The sequence below is a fragment of the Anaerobium acetethylicum genome, from assembly GCF_900096945.1.
Lineage (GTDB): Bacteria > Bacillota > Clostridia > Lachnospirales > Lachnospiraceae > Anaerobium > Anaerobium acetethylicum.
The window spans coordinates 17,440-38,431 of sequence record NZ_FMKA01000030.1 but is presented as its reverse complement, the minus strand read 5'-3'; the positions used below and the strand labels follow the sequence as shown (position 1 = coordinate 38,431).

General features: G+C 43.9%; 13 protein-coding genes and 1 riboswitch. Of the genes, 2 read left to right on the top strand and 11 right to left on the bottom strand.

From position 1 onward, the window contains the following. Positions 1-64 precede the first annotated feature (64 nt). Positions 65-182: riboswitch (FMN riboswitch) on the bottom strand. Positions 183-367: 185 nt separating this feature from the next. Then, positions 368-2,512: a Tex family protein gene (locus BJR36_RS16070; RefSeq protein ID WP_091236260.1), complete on the bottom strand. Its 2,145-nt coding sequence runs from the start codon at positions 2,510-2,512 to the stop codon at positions 368-370. A gap of 253 nt (positions 2,513-2,765) precedes the next feature. Between BJR36_RS16070 and BJR36_RS16065 the strand changes: the two genes are divergently transcribed. After that, a complete protein-coding gene (locus BJR36_RS16065; protein WP_091236258.1) occupies positions 2,766-3,119 on the top strand; it encodes a hypothetical protein in 354 nt (117 codons plus the stop codon). A 94-nt stretch (positions 3,120-3,213) separates the two neighbouring features. Here the strand turns inward: BJR36_RS16065 and BJR36_RS16060 are convergent, their stop codons facing one another. Continuing rightward, positions 3,214-3,705, bottom strand: coding sequence for a DUF2752 domain-containing protein (locus BJR36_RS16060; protein WP_091236256.1), 492 nt, complete (start codon positions 3,703-3,705; stop codon positions 3,214-3,216). A gap of 219 nt (positions 3,706-3,924) precedes the next feature. Between BJR36_RS16060 and BJR36_RS16055 the strand changes: the two genes are divergently transcribed. After that, positions 3,925-4,707, top strand: a complete 783-nt coding sequence (locus tag BJR36_RS16055; protein WP_207648892.1) for a DUF975 family protein — start codon at positions 3,925-3,927, stop codon at positions 4,705-4,707. 85 nt (positions 4,708-4,792) lie between these two features. Here BJR36_RS16055 and BJR36_RS16050 read toward each other — a convergent pair whose 3' ends face one another. The 9 genes from BJR36_RS16050 to BJR36_RS16010 form a co-directional block, all read right to left on the bottom strand. Continuing rightward, complete coding sequence (locus BJR36_RS16050; RefSeq protein ID WP_091236252.1) at positions 4,793-6,001, bottom strand: cofactor-independent phosphoglycerate mutase; 1,209 nt, start codon at positions 5,999-6,001, stop codon at positions 4,793-4,795. Positions 6,002-6,012: 11 nt separating this feature from the next. Then, a complete protein-coding gene (locus BJR36_RS16045; protein ID WP_091236251.1) occupies positions 6,013-7,227 on the bottom strand; it encodes a homoserine dehydrogenase in 1,215 nt (404 codons plus the stop codon). Positions 7,228-7,231: 4 nt separating this feature from the next. Further along, positions 7,232-7,675 carry an ACT domain-containing protein gene (locus BJR36_RS16040; RefSeq protein WP_091236248.1) on the bottom strand — a complete coding sequence of 148 codons (444 nt, stop codon included), beginning with the start codon at positions 7,673-7,675 and terminating at the stop codon, positions 7,232-7,234. Between the two features lie 211 nt (positions 7,676-7,886). Further along, positions 7,887-8,345, bottom strand: a complete 459-nt coding sequence (locus BJR36_RS16035) for a chemotaxis protein CheW (RefSeq protein WP_091236245.1) — start codon at positions 8,343-8,345, stop codon at positions 7,887-7,889. A 1-nt stretch (position 8,346) separates the two neighbouring features. Beyond that, a protein-coding gene (gene prfB, locus BJR36_RS16030) for a peptide chain release factor 2 (protein WP_139133569.1) occupies positions 8,347-9,469 on the bottom strand; the annotation gives its coding sequence in 2 pieces (ribosomal slippage) (positions 8,347-9,393 and positions 9,395-9,469; 1,122 coding nt in all). A 106-nt stretch (positions 9,470-9,575) separates the two neighbouring features. Then, entirely contained in the window at positions 9,576-12,140 is a 2,565-nt protein-coding gene (secA, locus tag BJR36_RS16025) for a preprotein translocase subunit SecA (protein WP_091236240.1), read from the bottom strand. Positions 12,141-12,408: 268 nt separating this feature from the next. After that, positions 12,409-12,936 carry a ribosome hibernation-promoting factor, HPF/YfiA family gene (gene hpf, locus BJR36_RS16020; RefSeq protein WP_091236239.1) on the bottom strand — a complete coding sequence of 176 codons (528 nt, stop codon included), beginning with the start codon at positions 12,934-12,936 and terminating at the stop codon, positions 12,409-12,411. Between the two features lie 1,444 nt (positions 12,937-14,380). Next, complete coding sequence (locus BJR36_RS16015; RefSeq protein ID WP_091236237.1) at positions 14,381-15,589, bottom strand: C40 family peptidase; 1,209 nt, start codon at positions 15,587-15,589, stop codon at positions 14,381-14,383. Between the two features lie 298 nt (positions 15,590-15,887). Further along, positions 15,888-20,699, bottom strand: coding sequence for a discoidin domain-containing protein (locus BJR36_RS16010; protein WP_169823749.1), 4,812 nt, complete (start codon positions 20,697-20,699; stop codon positions 15,888-15,890). Between the last annotated feature and the right edge of the window lie 293 nt (positions 20,700-20,992).

Genomic DNA, 20,992 nt, shown 5'->3' with positions numbered 1-20,992 from the left:
TATAAATCAAAAAAGCCCTGGACAAAAAAACATATCCAGGGCTAAACTATCAGACTATCACTGCGTTTTTCTTCTCTCATCCAGACTTTACTGTCGGTTTTGGAATCTCACCAAATCAACTGCCTAAGCAGCTCACGGACTATACCGTCGGTCGGGAATTTCACCCTGCCCCGAAGAACTTCCTTATTCAATTAAAAATCAACTGATATCGTCTGCTGAAAAGCTTTGCTGCAGATTCTATCTTCAAAAATCATATTACAGCCATTCCCGTCTTTTGTCAATGGTATTTATGTCAACCGCTCATTCCTGCGGAAGCCCCTGCCGAAGACAGCAACTATTCAGGACTATTACGCAGTCACGACAGACTTTATATTTTCATGGTGAGCTGTATCCTTTTCTTTGCCAGATCCACGCTCATGACCTTGACCTCCACGATGTCCCCTACACTGACGACCTCGAGAGGGTGCTTGATGAATTTTTTGCCGCTGAGCTGGGAAATATGCACCAGGCCGTCCTGATGAACTCCTATGTCAACAAATGCGCCGAAGTCTATGACATTTCGCACGGTGCCTTTGAGAATCATTCCCGGCGTGAGGTCCTTCATATCAAGGACATCCGTCCTCAGAATCGGCTTAGGCATTTCATCCCTCGGGTCTCGTCCCGGTTTTTCAAGTTCCTTGACGATATCCCTGAGGGTTATCTCTCCGACACCCAGTTCTGCTGCAGCTGCCTTGTAGTCAGTTATTTTTTTCGAAAAACCTGCGAGGCTTCTGTTTTTTATGTCTTCCGCCGTATATCCCAGCTTTTTCAGCAGCCCGATTGCCGCTTCATAGCTTTCCGGATGTACGCTTGTGGAATCCAGTGGATTTTCGCCCTCCTGTATCCTCATAAAGCCTGCACACTGTTCATAAGCCTTCGGTCCTAATTTTGCTACTTTCAGAAGCTGCTTCCTGCTGCTGAACCTGCCGTTTTCTTCCCTGTAGGCAACAATATTCTTCGCTACTGCCTTACTGATGCCAGAAATGTATTCCAGGAGCGAAGCCGAAGCCGTGTTCAGATCGACGCCGACCTTGTTGACGCTGTCTTCCACTACCCCGGACAAAGCTTCTCCCAGCTTCTTCTGGTTCATGTCGTGCTGGTACTGGCCGACACCGATGGATTTCGGATCTATTTTCACCAGCTCGGCAAGCGGATCCTGCAGCCTTCTTGCAATCGAAGCCGCGCTTCTCTGTCCCACGTCAAAATTAGGGAACTCTTCTGTTGCAAGCTTACTCGCCGAATATACAGAAGCGCCTGCCTCATTCACGATTATATACTGGACTTTTTCATCTATTTCTTTTAAAAGATCTACGATAATCGTCTCTGATTCTCTGGATGCCGTTCCATTTCCTACTGAGATCAAACTGATTTTATATTTTTTAATCATGGCTTTCAGGGTTTTTTTAGCTTCCTCAACCTTGTTCTGGGGTGCTGTCGGATAGATTACCGTGGTGTCAAGGACTTTCCCGGTTCCGTCCACAACTGCCAGCTTACATCCCGTCCTGAATGCCGGATCCCACCCAAGGACAATCTGGTTGGCGATTGGTGGCTGCATCAGGAGCTGTTCCAGATTCTTGCCAAAAACCTTAATCGCACCGTCTTCTGCTTTTTCGGTGAGGATGTTCCTGATTTCCCTCTCTATTGCCGGTGCAATCAGACGCTTGTAGCTGTCCTCAATTGTTTCCTGCAGCACCGGGGTCGTATAAGGATTTTTAGAAGTAATCACCTTCGTTTCAAGATAACGCAGGATTTTTTCCTCAGGTGCCTCAATTTTTACAACCAGGACCTTTTCCTTTTCTCCCCTGTTCAGCGCCAGAATCCTGTGGCCTGCTATTTTTGAGACTGCTTCTTCAAAATTATAGTACATTTCAAATACAGATTCAGCCTCCGGATCCTTCGCTGCTGAAATCACTTTCCCTGACTGCATGGTCTGGTCCCTGATATAAATTCTGTAACCAGCTTCATCAGAAACGTATTCCGCTATAATGTCCTTTGCTCCTGCCAGTGCATCTTCCGGAGTCAGCACTTCATGTTCAGCCGACACATAGTCCTTTGCAATTTCCAGCAGCGGCTTCTCTGCCATCTGAAGCATGATTATATTTGCCAGCGGCTCCAACCCTTTTTCCTTTGCGATTGTCGCCCTGGTCCTTCTTTTCGGCCTGTAAGGCCTGTAAAGATCCTCCACTACCACAAGCGTCGCTGCAGAAACAATCTGTTTTCTCAGCTCTTCTGTAAGCTTTCCCTGTTCTTCGATGCTTGAGAGCACCTGCTGCTTCTTATCTTCAAGATTTCTCAGGTAGGAAAGCCTCTCATCAAGGTTTCTGAGGACCTCATCGTTCAGAGAGCCTGTTACTTCCTTCCTGTACCTTGAAATGAAGGGAATCGTGTTCCCTTCATCGATTAAATTGACAGCCGCTTCGACCTGCCACTTCTCTACACCCAGTTCTGAGGTTAATGCTTTTATGATATCCATAATTCAGGCTCCTTTTTCGGTTCTTTGCCTGCGTTTATTGAACGACAGGCATCTTCAGTTAATTACCACCCAGCTGTTCCACCGAATGGCATCTTCGACTCTTGTCATTATAATGCAAATGGCGGTCAGGTTCAAGGCTGCTCTCAGAAACAAATAATTGTTTATGCTCTCAGAAACAAATAATTGTTTTTCTCACGCCTACATGTTACAATCATTCTAGATTATTGAAAATTCAGGAAAAGGTGGAATATATATGGAATATTACTATCAGCAGGACAAACAGCCTGTACAGAACGAAACAACATCTTCAGGATCACTGGCCGTAGCCTCACTGATTCTTGGAATTACCGCTTTTATCAGCGCCTGCTGCATAATTGCACCGATTCCCATTGGTGCGATCAGTATAATCCTCGGAATTCTTTCAAAAGGCAACGATAAGAAGATGCCTGTGAATTCAAAAATCGGCATTGCTTTTTCTATTGCCGGGCTCTTTCTTGCAATCGCCATAACAATATACGCCATAGTCTGGTTTGTGCAGAATCCGGATTCGGAATTCATGCGCCAGCTTATGGAAAGCTACTATGAGGGCTATGAAAGCACTTATTAATCTGTACTAAAGAATCGTTTTTTCAGGTGTTTGCTACACATATCCAAGGCCGGCAGTTTTGTCTCTTCAGAGAGGACAGAACTGCCGGCCTTGATCAATTTTTCACCATGAAAATCAGGATATTCCTGATTATAAAATTGGCCATCATAATAGCGAAGCCGATCCATACATAAGCATTCTTATATCTCATGCCTATGTGGATTTTCCTTCCCCCTATCTTCCAGATGATTTTCTCGGCGGTGTTACTGACCATGTACCAGAGAAAAATCAGGCCTCCGTATGCAACAAGCGGATGAAAACCTATGGACGCAGCTAAATCTCCACGCATCAATGCTTTGAAGGCCCTTGTCCCCCCGCATCCGGGACAGTTGTATCCTGTAAAGACCTTTACCAGGCACGGGATTATATAGCTCGTATACGATATATGAAAAACCTTTATCACGGCATAGCCTGCTGCCATCAGAACAATCAGAACAATTCCGCATATATATAGCACATGATCTGTTTTTTCAGAGAGCGCTGCTTTGTTTGCCTTTTCCGCTTTGTAAACAGCCTCTGGTTTATGTATCGTTTCTGTTTTTCCCATTATATCCACTTCCTTTAACCACGGATGCCAAAATCCACCCTCTGTAATTGCGATATCCGAAGTATAGTCTCCTCATTCCTTTTTGTCAATTCATGGAATGATTTCCTTGTTTCCCTTACAAAATATGTTATAATAAAAAATATGCATATACATTATATTAAATAACGACAGCACCCTGTCGTTATGAGTAAATTCACGAAAGATTGGAGCCCGAAAAGAATGAACAGATCTTCATCCGAACTAAAATCGCTGGCAAAAAAGCGACTGTCAGGTCGTTATGGCGGACCCGTAGGAGCCTACGCGATTATTTTTGTCATCACCTTTATCATAAACAGCATCCTCAATCTGATTTATAACGAAGAATCAGCTGCTTCTGTGATAACCTATTATTCAGCAACCATTATTGTATCTTTACTGGAAAGCGTGCTGACGGCAGGACTTACCCATTACTTCCTGAATTTTGCCAGAGGCAGGGCAAGCGAGGTGAAGGATCTGACCTATGGTTTTAAGAACCACCCTGACAGATTCATTGTTGCAACTCTGATAATCATGTTCGGTTCCGCTATTTTTCTTATCCCGGCAGCCATCCTGACGGTATTCATGAGCTACTCGAACACAATACTGCTGCTCATCATACCTGTCGTTCTGCTGTACGTTGCGGGCATCGTCTTCTCCCTCCGCTTTACCCTGGGCTGTTCCCAGGCATTCTACATCCTGAATGACGACAGCGAAGCAGGTGCTTTAGAAGCAATCAGAAAAAGCCGTGAAATGATGGTTGGCCATAAAGGAAGACTTTTCTTTCTGATTCTGAGCTTTTTCGGCTGGAGCCTCCTTGGTATCTGCAGCTGCGGAATCGGCTTCCTGTGGATTACCCCATATATGTCTATCACCCAGTGCTTTTTCTATATGGATCTCACCGGAGAACTTGACATGAAACAGCCGGAAGCGCCAGCTGCGGAAGCAGATATCGATTACGGAAAATACAATGATTTAAATATGTAGCAGACACGATCTGACACTCACTCAAAACCGGACAGACGTACAAAAATCAGGACCACGGGAATAATTTCCTGCAGTCCTGATTTTTTTATTTTATATTCGAAAACAAATAGTCCATTGCTTTATGTCCCTGCGCAATGTAATTGCCACTCTTTTTGGCATCCGCCTCATTGTAATCCCATTCTTTCTCAAGCACGTTCGTGCTGTCATAGAGAAGATACGGAACCGGATCACTGGTATGGGTCCTTACACATATCGGGGTTGGGTGGTCCGGAAGCACCATCATCCTGAAGTCTTCTCCGGATTTTTCAAGGCCCTCTTTGATAATCCTGATTACTTTTTCATCCAGATTTTCGATTGCCTTTACTTTTCTTTCAACGCTTCCCTGGTGTCCCATTTCATCCGGGGCTTCAACGTGGACATATACAAAATCATATCCGTCCTCGACAAGCACTTTTACAGCTGCTTCGGCTTTTCCTTCATAGTTCGTATGAAGCGTTCCATCAGCACCCTCCACGTTTATATTCTTCATGCCGGCGCCGACCGCAATTCCCTTAAGAAGATCAACTGCAGATATCATGGCTCCTTTTTTATGGTTCTTCTCTTCGAAAGAGGATAAGGAAGGTCTTGTTCCAGCTCCCCAGAACCATACCGAATTTGCAGGATTTAAGCCTTTTGCTTTTCTTTCCACATTAATAGGATGATTTACAAGAACATCATAGCTCTTTCTCATCATTTCCCTCAAATCTTCTTCATCCGGAAGGTACTTTCCGATGACACGTCCTAAAATGTCATGCGGGGCAGTGAGGTCTGCAACCGTTCCTTTATCCCAGATCAGAAGGTGTCTGTAGCTTGTTCCCAAATAAAATTTATAGATATCATTTTCCAGTTCTTTTCTTACGGCTTCAAGAAGCACTGCAGCATCCTCCGTATTGATTTCGCTGGAACTGTGATCAATGATCGTTTTTTCTTCATAAGGCTTGTCATCTTCCGAAACCGTCACGATATTGCATCTGATGGCAATATCCGTATCTTTCATGGCCACGCCTATGCTCAGCGCTTCAAGAGGTGAACGCCCCGTATAATAGATCTCCGGATCGTATCCCAGCACTGAAAGGTTTGCCGTATCGCTTCCCGGATTCATTCCATCCGGAATTGTTTTTACAAGGCCTATTTCCGAGTTTTTCGAAAGGGCATCTAACACTGGTGTATTGGCATATTCTAAAGGCGTTTTATTCCCAAGTTCTGCTATCGGCTCATCAGCCATTCCATCCCCTAACACTACTACATACTTCATTTTATCTACTCCTAGTCCTGAACGCGGATCATGTTGATAACACCTTCTAACTGACCCACCTTTTCTTTGAATTCTGCTTCTGAAATGACTTCTGTTATAAATCCGAACTCATCGTCCATTTCGGGAACTGCAACAACTGATACCGGTCCGAACAATGCTTTGATACTTTCCAGTTTTTCTGTTCCGCCTGAAATCCTTACAAAGAACTTTCTTTCGGATTTACTGATGTCCGTAAGTTCAAGCTTTCCGCTGCTCCAGAAAGTCATGATATTTCTGTTCATGTGTTTTGCCGCATCTACAACGTCCGCCACTACGGCGCTGGCTGTCGGAAGCTTTCCAGCTCCGCTTCCGTAGAACATCACATCTCCTAACACATTTCCATGTACGAAGATTCCGTTGAACACGTTGTTGACGCTGTATAAAGGATGCTCATCTCCGATGAGGAAAGGAGCTACCATTGCATAGAAGCTGTCTCCCACTTTTTTGCTTGATGCAAGAAGCTTGATTGCTTTCCCCATCTCTTTTGCATATTTGATATCGGAAGCTGTGATTTTTGTAATTCCTTCCGTATAGATATCTTCGTAATCAACCTGGGAGCCGAATGCAAGCGACGACAGGATTGCTATTTTCCTGCATGCATCGTATCCTTCGACGTCAGCTTCCGGATTTCTTTCTGCATAGCCTTTGTCCTGTGCATCCTTTAAAACATCAGCAAACTCAAGACCTTCGTGGGTCATTTTGCTCAATATATAGTTTGTGGTACCATTCAGGATACCAGTTATTTCATCGATTTCATCAGCTGTAAGAGATGAATTCAGCGGCCTGATGATTGGAATTCCGCCGCCTACGCTTGCTTCAAACAAGAAATTGATATTTTTGCTTCTTGCCAGTTCTAAAAGCTCAGAGCCATGCTTCGCAACAAGTTCTTTATTGGAAGTAGCCACGCTCTTGCCATTTTCAAGGGCCTTCTTGACAAATGTATATGCCGGTTCAACACCGCCCATTACTTCAACTATGATGCTGACATCCGGATCGTTGTTTATCGTTTCAAAATCATGTACGATTTTGTCCTGAATCGGATCTCCCGGAAAATCTCTGAGGTCAAGCACATATTTGACATTTATTTCTTCTCCGGCCCTCTTGTTGATGCTTTCCTGATTTGTATTCAATACCTCTACGACGCCTGAACCTACAGTGCCGTATCCTAAAATCCCTATATTAATCATGTTTTCACTCCCTGGCTAGTATTTTCAAATAATGAATGCCTTCTTGTTCTTCTATATTTTCAATCATTTTCGAGATGTCTCCCGTTGTTGGCAGTACATCCACGCTCAATGTCAATGATGCAATTCCGTTTATAGGTATACTCTGATGAATCGTCAGGATATTGGCATTGAAATCCGCAACAATTTTCAGAACATCCGACAACAGCCCCGGCTCATCATCCATCTGGATCACCATGGTTATTGTCTTTCCCTTAGCATTATCATGGAAAGGAAATATGTCATCTTTGTATTTATAAAACGAGCTTCTGCTTATACCGACCCGGTCCGTGGCTTCCTGAACTGTCATAACTCTTTCTGACTCCAAAAGCCTCTTCGCTTCAACTACTTTCAATAATACGTCGGGAACGGCTTTTTGCTTTACTACAAAATATTTGCTATTTTCCGTCATATGCCTCTTCCTTTTTTGTTTGCACCTGAAATACATTTGTTCTCACAACAAAGATATTAACATAATTGAATCTATGGCGCAACTGTTTTTTATTTTATTTTGCCGTACATTCGTTACTGTTCACTCTGCAGACAGCAACGCACTATCTCCCATAAATGCAGGATACCCGCAGCTTACGCTGCGGGTATCCTGCATTTATGGATTTCTGAAGTCATAGCGACTCGATCATATCTTTTATCTCTTCCTGTTCTTCAGGGGTAACCAGCTTATCCATATCCAGGATTATCACGATGTTCTGTTCCATCTTCACAATCCTGCTGATATATTCATTTGATCTGTTGATTACAATCGACGGGGCCTCCAGAATATCTTCCCCCTCTACGTCCTTAATTCCAGTCACTTCATCTACTTCGACTGCAATCTGCATCCCGCTCATTCCAGTAATTATGAGCCTGCTTTGATCAGAAGCATTTTCTGCATATCCGAATTTGCTCCTCAGACTGATTACCGGTATCGCTTCTCCCCTAAGGTTCAGTATCCCCCTTATATGCTTTGATGCATTCTGGATAACACTGATCTTCTGCGCCTCCTCGATAGAATTCACACAACTGATGTCAATTCCATAATTCTCGCCATTCAGTTTGAATATAACAGGTTTCATACTTTTCATACTAGTCCTCCTGACTTTTACCTAAGCTGCACCATTTTAAATATGCATTGATGAACATGTCAATGTTGCCATCCATGACGCTATTGACATTTCCGCTTTCTTCATTTGTCCTGTGATCTTTGACCATGGTATATGGCTGCATAACGTAGGAACGGATCTGGTTTCCCCAGCCTATTTCCTTCACTTCTCCCCTGATATCCGATACCTTGTCAGCATTCTCCTGCTGCTTCAGCAGATAAAGCTTTGCTTTCAGCATCTGCATCGCCTTATCTTTATTGCTGTGCTGTGAGCGCTCATTCTGGCACTGCACGACAGTATTGGTAGGGATGTGGGTGATCCTGATTGCCGACGACGTTTTGTTGATATGCTGTCCTCCGGCACCGCTTGATCGATAGGTATCTATCCTGAGATCATCATCATTGATTTCAATGTCAAGATCCTCTTCGATATCAGGCATCACATCGCAGGAAGCGAAGGATGTCTGTCTTTTACCGGCCGAATTGAATGGCGATATCCTTACAAGCCTGTGGACGCCCTTTTCTGATTTCAGGTATCCGAAAGCATTCTCTCCATTCACCTGGAATGTAACCGATTTGATTCCTGCTTCTTCACCATCCAGATAGTCCAGAACTTCCACTTTATATCCTTTGGACTCTGCCCAACGGCAGTACATACGGTAAAGCATGCTTGTCCAGTCGCAGGATTCCGTGCCGCCGGCGCCTGCATGCAGGGTTACGATCGCATTATCCCTGTCATATTCGCCGGACAGAAGGGTCTTGATCTTCATATCCTCGAAAGTCTTTATAAAGCTGTTCAGCCCCGCTTCTATTTCCGGGATAAGGGATTCGTCGTTTTCCTCATAACCCATTTCAAGAAGCGTCTCTATTTCCTCGTACTGTTCTTTCAATTCCGCATAAATCTCTATGGAATCTTTCAGTCCCTTTAGCTCTTTCATCGATTCCTGGGCAGCCTCTGCATTGTCCCAGAAATCCGAAAACTCCATTTTTCTCTCTAATTCCTGAATCCGCTTTTCCTTATTAGCGAGGTCAAAGTGAATCCCTCAGTTCAGTTAATGGTGTTTTGTATGTGCTTAGCTTGTATTTGAATTGATCTAATTCTACCATTTTCTCACCTCTTTCATATGGTATGAATATGTATAACTTTTTGGTATTTTTCTCTTTAAGCTGTTTTCTCAGTGATGTTCAGAATTCTCCGGCAAACGCAAAATTCCTAGCTTCTTCCGCAGCACTGTTTGTATTTTTTCCCACTTCCACATGGACATGGATCATTCGGATAAACCTTCTGCGTATCACGTTTGACCGGCGCCTTTGCTATGCTGTCATCCTTATTTGTACCTGTAACCTTCGCTACCTGTTCTCTTTCAACCTTCTGTTCGATTCTGACATGCATCAGGAGCCTTACTGTATCTTCCTGTATGCTCGCAGTCATGGAATCAAACATATCGTATCCACTTAATTTGTATTCTACGAGCGGATCTCTCTGTCCGTACGCCTGGAGGCCGATACCCTGGCGAAGCTGGTCCATATCATCGATGTGATCCATCCACTTCCGGTCGATAACCTTAAGAAGGATGACACGCTCGATTTCCCTAAGTGTTTCGGTTTCAGGGAATTCCGCTTCTTTTTCCTCATAAAGCTTCACTGCGTCTTCTTTCAGCTTCTGTTTCAGCTGGTTCTTCCTTAAATCCTTTACTGCGTCTAATTTGACTTCGCGCACAGGAATAACCGGAATCAGAAGAGAGTTGAGCTCATGAAGATCCCACTCTTCTGCTGCCTGTTCATCAGCAATGCAGTTGTCCACCACATTGTCGATGATATCGGTAATCATCTTGTAGATCGCATCCCTCATGCTCTGCCCTTCAAGCACCTGGCGTCTTTCGGTATATATGATTTCACGCTGTTCATTCATGACCTGATCGTATTCAAGAAGGTTCTTCCTGATTCCGTAGTTGTTGCTTTCAATCTTCTTCTGCGCTTTTTCAATTGCATTCGAAAGCATCTTGTGCTCAATCTGTTCATTTTCAGGAACTCCAAGGGTATTGAACATATTCAGAAGCCTTTCGGAACCGAAGAGCCTCATAAGATCATCTTCCAGCGAAATGTAGAACCTTGATTCTCCAGGATCTCCCTGACGTCCTGCACGTCCTCTCAGCTGATTATCGATACGTCTCGATTCATGTCTTTCTGTACCGATGATTCTCAGTCCGCCGACGCTCTTTGACAGATCATCAAGTTTGATATCGGTACCACGGCCTGCCATATTAGTAGCAATTGTAACCGCTCCGTGCGCACCCGCTTCAGCAACGATTTCCGCCTCCAGCTCATGGAATTTTGCATTCAGGACCTTATGCTGGATTCCTCGTTTTTTCAGGATATGGCTGATTTCTTCGGATGCCTCAATGGTGATTGTTCCGACAAGAACCGGCTGTCCTTTTTTATGCGCCTCAATGATCTCTTCGATTACAGCATGGAGTTTTTCCCGTTTTGTCTTATAAACGGCATCCTGCCTGTCGATTCTGAGTACCGGCCTGTTTGTAGGAATTTCAATAACATCCATTCCATAGATGTTCCTGAATTCCTTTTCCTCGGTAAGAGCCGTACCTGTCATACCTGATTTTTTCTCGTATTTATTGAAGAAATTCTGAAAGGTTATATTCGCAAGGGTCTTGCTTTCCCTTTTTACCTTTACATGTTCTTTTGCTTCTATCGCCTGGTGAAGTCCATCCGAATAACGTCTTCCGGGCATAATACGTCCTGTAAACTCGTCAACAATCAGTACCTGGTCATCTTTTACGACATAGTCCTGATCCCTGAACATCAGGTTGTGCGCCCTGAGTGCCAGAATGATATTATGCTGGATTTCGAGGTTTTCGGGATCTGCAAGGTTCTCGATATTGAAGAACTGCTCAACCTTTTTTACGCCTTCTTCTGTAAGATTGACGACTTTATCCTTTTCATTCACGACGAAATCGCCCGTTTCTTCGATTTCCTCGCCCATAATTGCAGCCATTTTCGAGAATTCGGCGCTTTCTTTTCCTCTCTCCAGACGCATAGCTAAAATGTCGCATGCCTCATACAGCTTTGTGGATTTTCCGCTCTGACCCGAAATAATAAGCGGGGTCCTTGCTTCATCAATCAGCACGGAATCGACTTCATCGATTACGGCGTAGTGAAGATCCCTTAATACAAGCTGTTCTTTGTAGATAACCATGTTATCTCTCAGGTAGTCGAAACCGAGTTCATTGTTTGTTACATATGTGATATCGCAGTTATACGCATCTCTTCTCTCATTATTCGTCTTGGAGTTTAATACGACACCTACCGTAAGACCTAAGAATTCATGGACTTTTCCCATCCATTCAGCATCACGGTGAGCCAGATAGTCATTTACAGTAACGATATGCACTCCTTTTCCCGGAAGTGCATTGAGATATGCTGGAAGAGTCGAAACAAGAGTCTTTCCTTCACCGGTCTTCATTTCTGCAATTCTTCCCTGATGGAGTATGATACCGCCGATCAGCTGCACCCTGTAGTGTTCCATGTTGAGAACTCTGCGGGCAGCTTCCCTTACGGTCGCATAAGCTTCTGGAAGAAGATCATCCATTGTCTCTCCGTTTTCCAGTCGTTTTCTGTATTCCTTTGTCTTTCCTCTTAACTCTTCATCTGTAAGAGCCATCATCGATGGCCTGTATCCTTCTATTTTATCCACAATTGGACTGATAATTTTCAGTTCTCTCTCACTATGCGTTCCAAATATCTTTTCTACAAATCCCATTGTTCCCGCTCCTATATTCTAAAGATGTATTATCCTGAGATAACCGCTCCTTACATTGTAACACTACCAAACCTTTAATTCAACAATATTTGACATCCCTGCGCCTCTTCATTTATAAACTTTTCATAAAAAAAGCACCTTTGTTTTTATATAATTGGGCGAATTTTCCGAACGCATAAAAAGATGCCCTCCTTACGGAGAGCATCCTCTATGGCCGATGACCAGTTCTATTTTATATTGTCAACCAATTGTTTCAGCCTGTATACGTTTAGAATTTTGGTTCTATCAAACCGTATGTGCTGCCTTTTCGCTTGTAAACGACATTGACTTCATCTGTTTCTGCATTATTGAAAACAAAGAAACTATGTCCCAGCAGTTCCATCTGGATGCATGCATCCTCTGGAAACATTGGTTTAATACCGAATTTTTTAGTTCTGATGATTCTTACTTCCTCATCGTCTTCGTATTCTCTTTCCAAATAATCCTCTGTAAAGTTGCCGCCTCCTTGTTTATGATCCACGAGCTTGTTTCTATATTTCCTAAGCTGCCTTTCAATCACTTCTTCAACCAAATCAATAGAAACATACATATCATTGCTGACCTGCTCTGATCTTATTATATTTCCTTTTACCGGAATAGTTACCTCGATTTTCTGTCTGTCTTTTTCAACGCTTAATGTAACATGTACCTCTGTTTCAGGAGTGAAGTACCTTTCGAGCTTTCCTAATTTGTCTTGGATTGCCGTCCTTAATCCTTCTGTTATTTCGAGATTTCTGCCACTGATAATATAACGCATGCTGTCCAACTCCTTTTTGGTTTATTCTACAATATCGTCGTGCACAGCCCGTCAATCTGACCAACCATAATGCCCTTTAATATCGTAATACAATTATAACACATTTCCCCTGCTTTTCAAGAGTATTCAGATAAATTATTGTTTTAACAACCTGTGTTTGCTAAACACACTGTGACTATTATGAATTCCGCATTCTCAGGCCAGAACCCGGGCTATTTCCACTCTTAATAATGTCATTCATTTTCAGCTTATCCATTTCATATTTTGACTATTTCAAAGTCAAGAATTTTTATGTACTATTTTGTAAAATTTTGCGATTTATGATAACTTCACAAAACATCTGTTCCAATTTTAATAAAAACAACCCACATCTTTTTGTGTGGATTAATGTGGACAATGTGGATAAGTCGGTGTATAAGTCGGTTTTTCACCATTTTCTCATTTTTTTCATGTGGACAACTTTTTCCCAGTTATGTGGGTTTTTGTTGACTTTTTTATTCAACTCCGGCGTATTTGTGCACCTTGTATAACCCCTTTTTTGTCAATAAAATTCTTGGTTTTTTCTCAAAACACTTTTCTGCCTTTTCGATTTATTTGTCGTGCAATTCCCTTTCTGAAGTCTTGTTCTGTCAACAAATTCTTCCCGCCCTCATTCTTGAGAGCGAAGACACTTCGCAGTGCCGAGAACCGATTGACGCCAGTCAATCAAGCAGCACAAGCCCGAACGCACATCCTCCACCTATCATACAGTGATACAAAACACGGTTTAATGAGCAGCTTTATGAAGACGTTTGTATTTGGCCCTATATTCTGCACCCCCACGTACCACTGTGTCTTCCTCTAAGCGAACGTGCGCTGGGAAGAGCAAAGAGTTTCGCTTGCGACACTCTCGTGCTGACGCACAGCCGCTTCCGCGACATATTCTTCTTGCGCGTTACGCTCCGCCCCGCAGATCCTTTTTAATATATAGGAAATTCGGGGAATTTCCTATATGGACCAGCGTGTCTAAAGCCCTCTTATAACGTCCGGCTTAGTCAATTTGCACAGGCACCAGCAACAGCACAGTGATACAAAACATGAATTGACGAGCAGCTTTATGAAGACGTTGGCACTTGGGCCGCATATTCTGCGGCCCTATGTACCACTACGTCTTCATCTAAGCGAGAGCGCGCTGCGAATCAACATGTTTTGCATCACGTCCTCATTCGAAAACCCGTGCAAATTGACGAACACCTTTGTGTAAATGGGCTTTTGACACTCCACTCCTGGAAAGAACAAAGAGTTTCGCTTGCGAAACTCTCGCGCTGACGCGCAGTCGCTTCTGCGACATATTCTTCTTGCGCGTCATGCGCCTCCTCGCGGAGCGTTTTTTATATATAGGAAATTCAAAGAATTTCCTATATATAAAAAACCACCTCGCAATGAGGTGGTTATATTTATGTTTTTAATTGATATATGATACTGCTTTGCAAGGAGTTCTGTAACTCATATTAGAAATCTTAATTCCGCTCGATGGATTGCTTGCATGTACAACCTGGCCATTTCCAATGTAAAGAGCCACATGGTTGATCGTTGAACCGTTTGAATAGAAAAGCAGATCTCCTGGCTGTACAGCACTTACTGAAATTTCATTTCCTGCTGCTGCCTGTGATCTTGAATCCCTGGGAATGCTGATTCCGCAATCACGGTATACTGACTGTGTAAATCCTGAACAATCAGTTCCCCTTGTGAGGCTTGTTCCACCATATACATATGGGTTGCCTACAAACTGAAGGGCATAGCTTACGATTCCCTGTCTGGTTCCTGATGCTGCAACGCTTGGTGTTGAAACCTTGCTTGTTGAAGTTGTTGTTGATTTAGTAGTTGTTGCTGGTTTTGATGCTGAAGCTGTTCTCGCTGCTTCCGCTGCCTTTTTTGCTGCTGCCGCTTCATCTGCCTGCCTTGCTGCTTCTGCTGCCGCCTGCCTCTGTGCTTCTTCTGCTGCTAATCTTGCCTGTTCTTCTTCTGCAGATTCTGCCTGGACAAATTCCGTTCTCAAGTCTACGTATTCACTAGAAACATATCCTTCTACATCGGCATCAACTGCTATTTTTACCCAGCCTTCTAATTCTTCTATAGCTGTGAATTCTTCATCGATCGGCACTAATGTCTGAACAGTTGCATCTGTGCTTGCCTGATCCCTTACCTTAAGGGTTGTGGTATTTACTTTTGCAATTCTGGTTCCTACTACTTTTGCAAGTTCTGCCGCAGCATCCCCTGTTACTACATATTCCGCTTTAACAAAACCAACCACGCTGCCAGATGAAATTCTGTACCAGTCTCCGCTTACTTCTAAAATAGTAGCTGCGGAATTGTCATAGAGCTTGCCCATGACTCTGCTGGCCGTATCAGCAGTTTCCCTTACGTTGATATAATTATCAACCTGCGCAATCGCGATATCTGCATATTCTGATTTAACTGTAGGTGCTAAATATTCTTTTATAACGACATCTGCGCTAGGATTAGCTGAATAGCATTCATTCAATGCAACAGTAATTCCTGCTACAGGTAATTTTGCTGCCAGGAGTGAGGCGTCTGCTTTTAATGTATTTCCGCCTACGATCAGTGAACCAAGAAGACAACATGCTGCAACTTTAATGACACATTTACTCATTACGTACCTCCACGTATGTTTAACTTTATCTGATTTGATAACTGTATATTCCGATTTCTCATTTGTTACGAAATTATTAAATTTGTTACGTTGTCATTATAGCAAACGTAATATCTCTTGTCAACTCCCTATTTACCTGCAAATTGTTGATTTTTCATATCTCCCTTGCCCTTTTCTTATATTTAAGTTGTAAAATTCACCAAACAGCCCAATAAATGCCGCATATCATTGAGCGACTTGACGTCTTCTGATATGCGGCATCTGCTAATTCATGTAATTTGTTACTGTTTTATTACAATTATTTCAATCCAAATCCTTCTATGATGCCTTTAAATTCCGGTGAAAACGCAAAACCAAGCAGGATCTCTTCCCGTCCTGTTCCATTTTCAAGCCTGGACATATGATATTCAAGGCCACCCTGGTCAAATTCTCTTCCCATGAATGTCCTGTACAACACTTTCACGTAGTCTGAATCTGAAAGTTTCCTGTTCTTGAATTCAGGAGAGAAGATGAAGTCCTGCGCAGCCTGAACCGGTGTTACCCTTTCTGCAAGGATATTCGCTGTATGATATTCCAACCCATCAGACTCTGCTCTTCTGTCCAGCGCCTTTTCATACAGGCGGCAGACAAACATCGTAAGGTCCGCATTCTGGTCAGCTGCTGCAGGCAGATTGACAGTTCCGTTATCGATTCCACTGGAAGCACAGATATCCTTATATTCCGGAGATTCTACAAAGCCTTTGAATACATACTTTCTTGAAACTCCATTTTCAAGAAAATTGATCCAATATGCTTTTCCACCTGCATCCGAAGCTCTTCCCATAAAGGTTTCATACAGGACTTCTACATAAGCTTCATTTCCCAGTTCACGATTTGTAAATTCCTCACTGAAGATGAATCCATATCCTACATCTGCGCCTGTTTTTTCTTTTTTCGCAAGCGATGACGCATAGTAGTCTATTTCTTCGGCAGCGGCTGTTCTGTCAAGCACCTTGTCGTAAAGCCTGTTTACAAAGCCATTGATCTTTTCCTGCGGTGTTGTCTGCACTGTCACGGTACAGGAAGCTGTCTGGTCTCCTGCTCTTGCCGTTATCGTTACTGTTCCTTCTCCTGTTGCCGTCACTTTTCCGCTTCCGTCAACAGCTGCAACAGCCGCATCGGTCGTTTCCCATGTTATAGCCGCATCAGATGCCTGATCAGGCGTCACTTCTGCTGAAAGCTGCAGTTCTGATCCAATGCCGGTCAGGACTGCCTCAGTCTGATTCAGGGATATGCCGGTTACTGCAGCCGCGGTTACCTTGTTAATTTTAAATTCCGAAGCTGATGCAAAGCCGCTTCCTCCGGCAACTGCTACAAATTTGATATAGCGCGCCTCTGCTGCGTCGAATTTGATATCTTTTGTTGCTGAACTGTTTTCCCATGTACCATTTTCCGTAATTGCAGTCCACTCATCAGATGCATTCTTCCTGACATAGAGTTTATAGGAAGTGATACATCCATTTAAATTACCGTCAGTCCTCGGTACATAAGTGAACTTGTTGATGTTGTATACGGCATTCATATCGATTTCTATAGTTGCCGGAAGGTCATCTTTCGGGCTATAGTTCGAATGCCACCAGGTGCTTTCATTTCCATCAAATGCGTAAGCTGCAGGGCCTTCTTTACCGCTTACAGCTGCATTCTGGTTGTCGCATGTAATGGTAAAGCCTTCTGTTGGAATCAGTGATGGATCTGCAGGGATTGCTCCATTCGTTACACTCACTTCATCGATAAGGCCTGTGAATGCATTCGTCTTGCTTCCGATTCTTTCAATAGGAAGAACCAGGGTGGTATGCATCTGAGCTCCTGCTGTGGAACCGATTGCAGACACCAGCTCATTATTTACATATAATTCAGCTTTATCCTTCATTCCTCTGATCGTCAGGTGTACCCATGTATCATTTGGAAGGGTGTAGTCGAAGGAGTAGTCATATCCTTCCCTTGAAAAGCCTACCTTGCCTGTTTCTTTCTGTACTGCCTTAATTGCGTAATTGTCAAATTTTGTGGAAGATTCGAAGATGATCTGTTCTTCCTGGGTGGAAGTTCCATCTTTCTTGATCCAGAATGAAACGGCATTCACAGGTCCCACCTTTTTAACAGGAGTCTCCACATAGCTTTCAGCTCCTGCAAGCCTGATTGCGTTGCCTTCTTTTCCATTCACTTGTGTTACATTTTTCCTGCTAACTGCATCATAGCCGTTTCCTGAAGCATCCGTAATTTCTGCATCATCAAAACTGTAGTTCAGATATTCTGAACCAATTGATTCTACTTTGTCAAACGGATTCGTGTTCGGCGCTGTTGCTGTTTTTGCGACTACCTGGGTAAGTTCTGCATATGTCTTGTCTTTGCCTTCACCCCACATTTTTTCACTTAATGCAGGAAGTGCATTGAAGAAACGGTCAAAAATATCGTATTCCGAAATTCCGTTTGCTCTGGTATCGATGCTGTCGTTCCAGAGAGCATATGCTGCACCGAGCATCTGGTCAGATCCTGCCGGCAGGGTAAAGTTTCCTACAACGTTCGGTTTCCAGTTGCTGTATAAACTCTGTGCATTTAAATAATCATAATAATACCCTGCTGCCGGAACCATATAAAGGGTGCCATCCTGGGTGTTGATCAGGTCATAGCCTTTTTCATACATCTCCTGCGGATTTGCCCATCCATTGTTCCACAAGTCAATCTGGACATTTTCTGAGCGTACTGGTGTTGTCCCCTTCAGCATTGTAAGGCTGCCCCACATGCGTACTGTCCTGTCCTTGTCTTCCTGGATGTAACGGAGCATTTCATCTGTAAAGGCGCGGTACTGCTCTGCGTTTGCCATATATTCGTCTGCACCGATATGGACTGTCGTTTCGCTGTCAAACACAGGATCAGATCCGTCTGTATAATCACTGAAAATATCCTTCACGAGTTCTATGGATTCAGGATTGGAAAGATTCAGGTGATCAATAAGAGGCCGCCTTCCACTGAAGCTCTCAAGAGCCAGTTCCGGAAATACTTTTGTGATAGCCAGGGCATGTGCCGGGGCATCGATTTCAGGGATGATATTTACTCCTATATCCCTTGAGTCCTTGATGAAGCTTCTGAATTCATCTTTTGTGTAATAGGTGTCAGTCGAGGTAATTCCCACACCTTCACTATTCTTTATGCCTGATTCCAATCGGAATCCAGAGTAGGCGTTATATGCATTTTCAATAGTAATATAATCCTCCAGGAAGATCAGACAGTCATTGAGATGCACCTGCAAATCATTCAGTTTATACCATGCCATATTTTTGGCAATCTCTTTCAATGTTTCCAGCTCGACTGTTTTTCTGCCGACATCAATAATGAATCCCCTGATTTCAAATTTCGGGTAATCTCTTGTGATTCCTTTTGGAATTGTGGTCACATTTTGCTTCAATATCTGAAGGATCGTTCTGGTTGACCAGTAAGCTCCTGTCGGATCTTCCGCTCTGACTTTTACCGAATCGCCTATTTCAGCGATATACCCTTCCTTCATCAACCCTTCTGATGCCGGTGCACCGAGGGTAAAATAGAAGTCTCCTGCAGCTGCATCCGCTTCCGAACCAGATACAATTTCAATGGTCCGTCCTGTAACGTCCTCATAATCTGCCTTGAATTCCTCTGCTGTTTTGGCCAGTTCTGCGTTGTAGGCAGCGTTAATAACGATTTTAGATGTATCGCTGATTGTGAAGTTGCCTGTGCTGCCTTTCCATTCTGCAAGTTCCGGAACTACGGCAGGTTCCGGATTTGCATTTTCAGGTACTGTTATGCCCGCATTTCCGGGAACAGGAACAGCTATCGCATTGGTTTCTTTCGATTCAGTTCCTTTTGTGATTTTAAAGTTCACGGAAACCGTCTTGTCAACGATAGGCGTATAGATTGTCAGATCGCGGCCTATGATCTGTTCATAGTCTGCTCCGATAAATTCTATTTCGAATCCATCCGGTACTTCAGGCATCTGCATTTTTGTGTCGCCGGCTGAAATGGCCGGAACCTCAATTCCTGCTGCAACTGATTCCAGCGTTTCTGTCTGGATATCAAGCGGATGTCCGTAAACCTCAAACTCATAGATGGAGACAGTGTTCCAGGTGACGCTGGTTCCAGCTGCGTTCACCCCTGTGGAATTAAAGGTATCGATTCTTACCCTTATATAACGCGCCTGTACAGCTGCCGCAAGATTTACCTGCTGCTGATGCATTGCCGGCTGTGATGTGGCCGAAAAAACTGGAGACCAAGTCTGTGCGTCATCTGACACTTCAACGCAATAGCCTGTAGCATTGGTTCTCTCCCATAGGATTGCAAAACTGCTGATGGTCTTAGATGTACCCAGATCAAGCTGTAGCCAGTGTGGATTTGCCGCGCTTGCCTGTCTTGCTTCACTTGCCCATCTTGTCGCTGCTGCTCCATCTGCTGCCTTGCCAGCAGCCAGCGTTGCCGCCTCAGCGCCTGAAGCAGTAGCCGTAGCCGCAAGTGCCAGATTCGTGTTTTCCACTGTCTGGAGTACTCTGAATTCAAATACCGATACGGTATTCCAGTTTACCGCCACGTCAGATCCATCAGCACCCCTTTTCGGCGCATTCGACCCGTAAGCCGTAATGTAAAGCCTGACATAACGTGCAGTCGCCTCTGCTGACAGCCTGATGGTTTCCCTATAGCCAGCCGGCGCGGATGCAGCTGTATAAACGTCTGTCCAGCTTGAAGCGTCATTTGAGATCTGCACCTTGTATGCGGAAGCATTTTTTCTTTCCCATTCGATTTCCAAAGATTGGAAAGTCTGTACGCTTCCAAGATCGACCTGAAGCCACTTCGGGCTGGTTTCTGATGCTGATGTCGTGTTGCTGGCCCATCTTGACTGGCCGGAATTCGCATCATAGTTCACAACACCGTCAACTGCGTTTGCAGCACCCAGTGTAGAAGCCTCGGAATCCGAAGCTGTAGCCGTTCCCTGCAGCGCAAGATTCGTCGTAATCGCAGCTGCATTCACATAATCAGGTCCGCTAAAAGGCACCATGGTAAAAACCATGACGCATGCCAAAATCAAACTCAATATTCTTTTTGTTTTCATCGTTCCTTCTCCTTTTGTTTGTAAAAATCCTCTTTTCCCAATTGGACACACTTCTCTGTCTGTTCCAGACAGATTGGTGCAGCTATGCAGAATTACATCCTTCATAGTCGCAAATCCATGAACCCCTTCATGAATTTCAGCCAGGTTTGATCCGTTCCCCCTGAACGCCTGGCTCCCAAGCCTGTGCCCGCAGCTTCCTCCTATACATGTCCGCTTTCGCGGTTTTCATTTCTGCTCCATACACCCCTTTCCGTTTTTGGTTTTTCACATGGCACGTGAATATAACCTGACAG